Below are 7024 nucleotides of genomic sequence, written 5' to 3' on the forward strand. Positions count from 1 at the left end.
ATCTTTAAATAATAAGAAGCGTGGCGTTGTATCTTATCACGTTTTTTATGGAGCGCACTGAATGGGACTGTCAGCAGATTCTTCGAAGAATTGGGGCGATGCCTGTAAAAGCTTTTTTAACCGTCGGGTGATTGCTCTTCTTTTTCTCGGTTTTTCAGCAGGCCTGCCCATTCTGTTGATTTTCAGCAGCCTTTCTCTCTGGCTCCGTGAGGCTGGGGTAGAGCGCAGTGCCGTTACCTTTTTCAGCTGGGCAGCGTTAGGTTATTCCTTCAAGTTTGTCTGGGCACCGCTGGTTGACCGCATTCCATTGCCGGTACTGCATGGCCTGCTAGGGCGTCGCCGGTCGTGGTTATTGTTATCCCAGGTATCTGTTATTGCTGCGCTGTTGTTTATGGCCGCTCACAATCCTGTAGAAGGTCTGTTCTGGATAGCCAGTGGCGCGGTTATGCTCGGCTTTTCCTCGGCAACGCAGGATATCGTTATTGATGCTTACCGGATAGAAGCGGCGGAGGATGACCTGCAGGCCATGATGTCCTCTGCTTACATTGCCGGGTATCGGATCGGTATGCTGGTGGCAGGAGCTGGAACACTGGCACTGGCCAGCTGGTTTACCATGACGGATGACGGTAATTACGACTATCTGGCCTGGGCCTGGGCCTATCGCTGTATGGCCGTGTTTATGCTGATTGGTGTTATTACCACGCTATTGGTCGCTGAGCCTGATGTTGATCGAACTGCCGAATCGTCACACAGTACCGTTGATTATCTGCGTTTTCTGTTGCTCTTTGCCCTAGCGGCAAGCGCATTTGTTCTCTCTTTTACTCAGCTGGCCGATGCTTTGGCGGCGTTGAAAACCTTTTTGGTGGATACCGGGGTGTCTACGCCCATCGCTGGTTTTCTGGCCGGTGCCGGGCGATTTGCGGGCAGTGTGGCTGCTGCAGGGGTTACTGCCTGGTTGCTGGTAAAAGTGCATCTTGCGCCAAGAAATATGGTGAAGGAAACGTACGTAGCCCCCTTTGCCGATTTCTTTGAGCGCTATGGCAAAGTCGCTATCTACATATTGTTACTGATAGGGACCTACCGTGTTGCTGATATTGTTTTGGGCACGATATCCAATGTGTTCTACAACGATATGGGTTATACCAAAGAGCAAATTGCCACCATCACCAAAACGTTTGGTCTGATCATGACCATTGCCGGAGGCTTTCTGGGCGGGGTATTGGCCATTCGTTTCGGTGTGATGCGAATTCTCTGGGTAGGCGCATTGCTGGCGGCATTATCTAACGCGCTGTTTGCGCTTCTGGCCAACCTTGAACCCTCCAGCCTCTATTTAAGCCTGGTGATTGCGGCGGATAATCTCAGCGGTGGCATGGCGTCAGCCGCGTTTATTGCCTTTTTATCCAGCCTGACCAACCGGGCTTTTACGGCCATGCAGTATGCTATTTTCAGCTCACTGATGACGTTGCTGCCCAAACTGTTGGCGGGTTATTCAGGCACTTTTGTGGATACCCTGGACTATCCGGTATTCTTTATTGGTTCAGCGCTGCTGGGGCTGCCGATTATATGCCTAGTGTCGTATGTAGAGCGGCTGCTTGAACGTCATCAGGCTGGTGACTGATTCATTTGTCCAGTTTAATGGGTTTGGTCGTCTGATGAGTCCATCAGTTCTGCAATCAGTCTCTGCCGCCAGAATTCCCGGGTTCCGTCGTTGGGAAGCTTGTTCAATGTATCCTGACAAATATGAACCATCGCCTTGAGAATGTTTTCTTCCGGGTAATCCAGGTTTTCCAGTTGGCGAATAATTTCGACGGCCAGGGCAATATCTTCCGGTGCTCCATCCATGTATTTACTCTCCATGCCATTGATGCGCTTTCAGGTTGATTTTTCCGGATGAGATCGTCACTCCCTCCTGTTCCAAACGCTGTTTTTGCCGGTTGTATCGACTGGATCCATCAGGAAACGAAATCTGGCCTTTACCGTTAATGACCCGGTGCCAGGGAAGGTCAGTCCCGGCAGGCAGCTGTTTCAGGATATTACCCACGACGCGTGCATAGCCAGGGGCCCCGGCCATCTCTGCCAGTTGGCCATAGGTTACCACAGAGCCTTTCGGAATCCTGCTGATCAGGTACCATATTTCCGAAGGGGTAAAGGGGGCAGTCAATGTTGGCTCTCCACGATGCTTTCCACAGTATTTTCAACAATAACATCGATCATAAACAATAGGATTTCAGGATATTTGAAAAGTAGGGAATGGGAAAGCAAATTAAGAGGCTGTGTGAGAATCACGCATCAGCCCGTGATCGGTTAACGACAGTGTTTGATCAATATTATGGCTCACTTCCATGTTGGAAGACCATTCACGCGATCAATAACCAGGGAGTTCATACTACCAGTCCGACCTGTAGATAAATACCTATCGACATGGTTGCGTCCATCAGAAAACCCAGGCAATTTCCTATCCATATCGTAGGGTTCTTATGGTATGCACCATAAAGTGTCCATAAGAACGCAATGAAGGCGTAGAGAACCCAGGTGACGAGCGACAACCCTGCGGCATGCTGGCTATGGGAAAAGAAAAGTTTATAAAGCTGTGGTAGCGTGGCCAGTGGGCTGACAATCCCCATTACCAGCATCAACGGCTCCAGTGCTTTACCGATCCGTTGAAATAATGCCATGGTTGTATATCCTGCCTTTGCCTGATTACAGCAGAAAGTTAGTATAGCCCATTGAAAACCAGAGGGAACGCCCGGGATAACCGGTTAGCACCGCAGTGAGGGTATAGCTGTAATTACTATTGATTTGCGAATCATTATTGTGGATTCTGCCGCCTTTGCCGTGAAAAATATTTTGCGTAACCATTTTTCATCCCTGAGGGTGGCGCAAAATATTCTCACGCGCTATGGGCATTTGTGGTTAGCAATAATCCTTTACACGGCGTCCGGCTGGTTTTCCGGCGCCGCATCGATAAATGCCGGTTGCGTATTGCAGTGCTGGTAGATTTCGTGGATTTTCGGGAAATCTGTCATTTCCACCTTAAAGCGCAGGGCATTAAATACCTGGGGCACCAGGCAAATGTCGGCTATAGAGGGCTGTTCCGAGCAGCAGAACGGCTGGTCATCCAGTTGTGCTTCCAGTGCGGTAAAGCCGGTGTGAATCCAGTGCTTGTACCACTGTGTCTTGGCATCGTCACTCACCGCCAGTTTCTGCTGCAGGTATTTCAGTACCCGGAGGTTATTGATCGGGTGGATATCACAGCTGACCAGATAAGCGAGACTGCGCAGCCGGGCTTTTTTCCAGGGATCTCCGGGAATAATGGAGCGCTCCGGGAAGGTTTCTTCCAGCCACTCAATAATGGCCAGGGATTGGCTCAGCATTCCTTGATCAGTGGTTATTGTGGGTACCAGTCCAAGGGGGTTGATGGTTTTATACTCATCCGTGCTTTGCTCACCTTTTAACAGATTGATGGCCGATTGTTGATAATCAAGCGCTTTCAGGTTCAGGGCAATCCTTACCCGATAGGCAGCCGATGAGCGGAAGTAGTCGTATAGTTTCATGGTGTTTATTCTCCAATATCCGTCCGGGCAGGCAGGACCGCTTGAGCCGGTAAAATCGTCGCCTGAACTTCGCCGAAGCCGATACGGGCATGGCCGACTTTTTCACACCAGCCTTTGAAAATGACAGTGTCTCCATCTTCAAGAAATGCTCTGGTTTCACCATTGGGCAGAGACAACGGTTCTTTACCGCCCCGGGAGAGTTCCAGCAGTGAACCCGCTTCTTCCGGTTCGGGGCCTGATTGAGTACCACTACCGAATAGATCGCCAGGCTGCAGGTTGCAGCCATTCACGGTATGGTGAGCCACCATCTGGTTGATGGTCCAGTAGGAGTGACGGAAGCTGGATTGTGACAGCTTTGCCGGTGAGTCGCCTTCCTGGTCCATTTGTCCGGTCAGCAGGTGCGCAGAGAGTTGTATATCAATGGAACCCTGTTGGCGGTTTTTCCGGGAGTCAAGATAAGGCAGTGGCTGGGGATCGCTGGCGGGGCGTTCAAAGCTGGTCAGGTAAGGCACCAGCGCTTCCAGCGTAACAATCCAGGGGGAAACGGTGGAAGCAAAACTCTTGGATAAAAATGGTCCCAGTGGCTGGTACTCCCAGGCTTGAATATCCCGGGCGGACCAGTCATTAAACAGGCAGAGGCCAAACACGTGTTGATCTGCCTGATCCAGCGTTATCGGTTCACCCAGGGGGTTGCCGGGGCCAATGAAGATACCCATTTCCAGTTCATAATCCAGTCGTTTACAGGGACCAAAAGAGGGAATATCAGCATCAGGTGCTTTGGTCTGGCCGCAGGGGCGGTGAAAGTTCCGGCCAGATACCGCAACAGACGATGCCCGGCCATGGTAGCCGATGGGGACCCACTTATAGTTGGGCAGCAATGGGTTATCGGGCCTGAACAGTAAGCCAACGCTGGTGGCATGGTAGATGGATGTATAAAAGTCGGTGTAATCGCCGATCTGGCAGGGGAGTCGGTATTCCACATTGTCCATGGCAATCAGGCAATCCGACAGTTCAGCTTCTTCCGGGGCACCCGAACGCAGTGCTTTGGACAACGTTTGTCTCAAGGATGACCAGTACTCAAAACCCAGCCCCATAAATCGGTTCAGTGTTTCATCACCGCAGGCTTCCACGGCCTCAAGGGATTTTCCTGAGGCAATGGTGGTGTGGGAAATGGCAGCAAGATCAAGAACCTGGTTGCCAATGGCGACACCTGCCCGAAAAGATTCACTACTGTCTTTACGTCGGAAAATGGCAAAGGGCAGGTTTTGAATAGGAAAATCACTGCTTTTGTTATTGGCGGATGTAACCCAGCTGGTCAGGTTTACATCATGTGTTTCATTAAGTGTCAGCATGATGAACTCTATGTCTCCGGGGTAAGTTAGAAAAATGATCAGTATTTTATGGGTGTGCTTATGAGTTGAAGTGCTTCCTGAGTCCTTTCCAGCAATCACTATAGTCGGTTTGGCGGGCATTACTTTCCAGCGCAAACCGGGTTGGCGCAAAGATAAAACGGGACTCAAACATAAAGGCCATTGTGTCCTGGTATCGCACAGGCGCTAACGTTGCCGCACTGGCTTTTTCAAACACCTCCGCCTCGGGGCCGTGGGGGCTCATGCAGTTATGGAGGCTGGCACCACCGGGAACAAATCCTTTTTCCTTGGCATCATAAACACCGTGGATCAGGCCCATAAATTCACTCATGATATTTCGGTGATACCAGGGAGGGCGGAACGTGTTTTCAGCCACCATCCAGCGGGGCGGGAAGATAACGAAATCGATATTGGCAACCCCGGGGGTATCACTCTGGGAGGTCAATACGGTGAAGATGGAGGGGTCAGGGTGGTCGAAGCTGACGGTGTTGATAACATTGAAACGGGACAGGTCATATTTATAGGGGGCAGAAGTGCCCACCCAGGCGACAACATCCAGGGGAGAGTGATCCAGAGTGCAGCTGAAGAGGTTCCCGCCAAATTTGGCCACCAGTTCAAACTCTCCGTCGATATCTTCAAAGCAGGCGAGCGGGTAATGGAAGTCCCGATCATTGGCATAACCATTGGCTCCCACTGGCCCACGCTCGGGCAGGGTAAATGGTGCGCCGTAATTTTCACAGATGTAGCCTCTGGCCATGCCTTCGGGTAGCTGAATCTGAAACTTGATGCCCCGGGGAATGACCAGTATCTCGCCGGGAGGCACATGCAGGTTGCCCAGCTCGGTGCGTGCCAGAATAGCGCCCTGTTGAGGGACGATCAGCAGCTCGCCATCGGCGTTGTAAAAGAAGCGGTCGGTCATATCCTGATTGGCCAGATACATGTGCACAGCAGAGCCGGTCTGTGTGTGGAGGTCACCATTGGCCGCCATTGTGACCAGACCGTCGACAAAATCGGTTTGTTCTGTCGGGAACTCAAGTGCGTCCCAGCGCAGCCTGTCCGGCGGAGCGGTTACCTCGGTAACCGGGCCAGAGCGGAGCAGGTTCGACGCCATGGGTTCATAGTTGCCCTGGGCTGCTGAAGGGCGAATCCGGTACATCCAGGTCCTTCTGTTCTGATGCCTTGGTGCTGTGAACGCGGTGGTGGAGAACTGCTCTGCATAGAGTCCCAAAGGTGCTCGCTGCGGATTGAATTGCCCGATGGGGAGCGCACCTTCCCGGGCTTCGGTTTCATGTTCGTTACCAAAGCCGTGGAGGTATTGGAGTTCGGAAGGTGTTGTCATTCGTCATTACTCCATAATCGTAACGTCGATTGCTGATACTGGTTTCGTGCTGTTTTATTGTTGTTAAGCCTTATTTATGAACTATTTTTACCGGCAATGTCCACCGGCAATGATCAATAGTGCGGTTACGGCTGTCCAGCTTCAGTGAGCTGGCAAGTCATGGATATGATCAACAACTGCCGGTCGATAATGGTTGATGAATATCGTGTGAGAATCGCTTAAGGGGTTCTTTACTCACGACCAATTGCCATGAGAGTGTAGCTGCTATTTTGCGTTCAACAGTCTTGTGGTGGGTTCCTTGATACGGTTGATATATTGACTGATTTTCTGCGACTGCCCATAGCTTTAGGTTAATGTGGTTCGCGTTGACTTTCTCTGGCTATTTAATACATAAAAAATGCCACATTAAATGAGTGGCATTGTTGGCAGGCGGGATGATTCATATTCGGGGTTTGTAGTCGGGCTTGTTTACATCGTCATAATCATCAAACTCTGGAAGTCTATCGGATAGACTGTTTCTCAATTTGCTTTTCTCAAAGTAGTCCTCAATGCCCTCTCTTATGGTTGATGATTTAATCCCTTTGTGTCTTGCTTTGCGTGCTTTTGCCTTTCTATGTTCATGATTACTGTTCCAGAAGGCACCGTCCCACTCATCCTGGTGCATGGACTTTATCCTGGTCATAACTACATCCTTATGTTTACTGCTCCTAACAATAAATCTAGAAAAGGATGTGAATCTGTTTAATAAAAAATAGTTATAT

General features: G+C 50.5%; 9 protein-coding genes. 1 reads left to right on the forward strand and 8 read right to left on the reverse strand.

The genetic code is table 11. The features are described from left to right. Positions 1-61 precede the first annotated feature (61 nt). On the forward strand, positions 62-1618 hold the full coding sequence (locus KDK13_RS09400) for an MFS transporter (protein WP_257284720.1): 1557 nt from the start codon (positions 62-64) through the stop codon (positions 1616-1618). A gap of 14 nt (positions 1619-1632) precedes the next feature. On the opposite strand, the gene KDK13_RS09405 is transcribed toward KDK13_RS09400, so the two are convergent. The 8 genes from KDK13_RS09405 to KDK13_RS09440 form a co-directional block, all read right to left on the reverse strand. Continuing rightward, positions 1633-1842, reverse strand: a complete 210-nt coding sequence (locus KDK13_RS09405; protein WP_257284721.1) for a hypothetical protein — start codon at positions 1840-1842, stop codon at positions 1633-1635. Positions 1843-1846: 4 nt separating this feature from the next. Beyond that, the gene (locus KDK13_RS09410) at positions 1847-2161 is read right to left on the reverse strand and encodes an MGMT family protein (protein ID WP_257284722.1); all 315 of its coding nucleotides are present in this window, start codon (positions 2159-2161) and stop codon (positions 1847-1849) included. Positions 2162-2381: 220 nt separating this feature from the next. Further along, positions 2382-2675: a SemiSWEET transporter gene (locus KDK13_RS09415; protein ID WP_257284723.1), complete on the reverse strand. Its 294-nt coding sequence runs from the start codon at positions 2673-2675 to the stop codon at positions 2382-2384. Between the two features lie 25 nt (positions 2676-2700). Beyond that, entirely contained in the window at positions 2701-2859 is a 159-nt protein-coding gene (locus KDK13_RS09420) for a hypothetical protein (RefSeq protein ID WP_257284724.1), read from the reverse strand. Between the two features lie 68 nt (positions 2860-2927). Next, entirely contained in the window at positions 2928-3554 is a 627-nt protein-coding gene (maiA, locus tag KDK13_RS09425; RefSeq protein ID WP_257284725.1) for a maleylacetoacetate isomerase, read from the reverse strand. A gap of 5 nt (positions 3555-3559) precedes the next feature. Continuing rightward, positions 3560-4906, reverse strand: a complete 1347-nt coding sequence (gene fahA, locus KDK13_RS09430) for a fumarylacetoacetase (RefSeq protein ID WP_257284726.1) — start codon at positions 4904-4906, stop codon at positions 3560-3562. Positions 4907-4964: 58 nt separating this feature from the next. Next, entirely contained in the window at positions 4965-6263 is a 1299-nt protein-coding gene (hmgA, locus tag KDK13_RS09435) for a homogentisate 1,2-dioxygenase (RefSeq protein WP_257284727.1), read from the reverse strand. 439 nt (positions 6264-6702) lie between these two features. Beyond that, positions 6703-6945: a hypothetical protein gene (locus KDK13_RS09440; protein ID WP_257284728.1), complete on the reverse strand. Its 243-nt coding sequence runs from the start codon at positions 6943-6945 to the stop codon at positions 6703-6705. Positions 6946-7024: the final 79 nt, after the last annotated feature.

It is taken from the genome of Endozoicomonas sp. SESOKO1 (assembly GCF_024606265.1).
Taxonomy (GTDB): Bacteria; Pseudomonadota; Gammaproteobacteria; order Pseudomonadales; family Endozoicomonadaceae; genus Endozoicomonas.

Coding starts and splice junctions, on each gene's coding strand:
- KDK13_RS09400 (WP_257284720.1), top strand. CDS start 62: ATGGGACTGTCAGCAGATTCTTCGAAGAATTGGGGCGATGCCTGTAAA.
- KDK13_RS09405 (WP_257284721.1), bottom strand. CDS start 1,842: ATGGATGGAGCACCGGAAGATATTGCCCTGGCCGTCGAAATTATTCGC.
- KDK13_RS09415 (WP_257284723.1), bottom strand. CDS start 2,675: ATGGCATTATTTCAACGGATCGGTAAAGCACTGGAGCCGTTGATGCTG.
- KDK13_RS09420 (WP_257284724.1), bottom strand. CDS start 2,859: ATGGTTACGCAAAATATTTTTCACGGCAAAGGCGGCAGAATCCACAAT.
- maiA (WP_257284725.1), bottom strand. CDS start 3,554: ATGAAACTATACGACTACTTCCGCTCATCGGCTGCCTATCGGGTAAGG.
- fahA (WP_257284726.1), bottom strand. CDS start 4,906: ATGCTGACACTTAATGAAACACATGATGTAAACCTGACCAGCTGGGTT.
- hmgA (WP_257284727.1), bottom strand. CDS start 6,263: ATGACAACACCTTCCGAACTCCAATACCTCCACGGCTTTGGTAACGAA.
- KDK13_RS09440 (WP_257284728.1), bottom strand. CDS start 6,945: ATGACCAGGATAAAGTCCATGCACCAGGATGAGTGGGACGGTGCCTTC.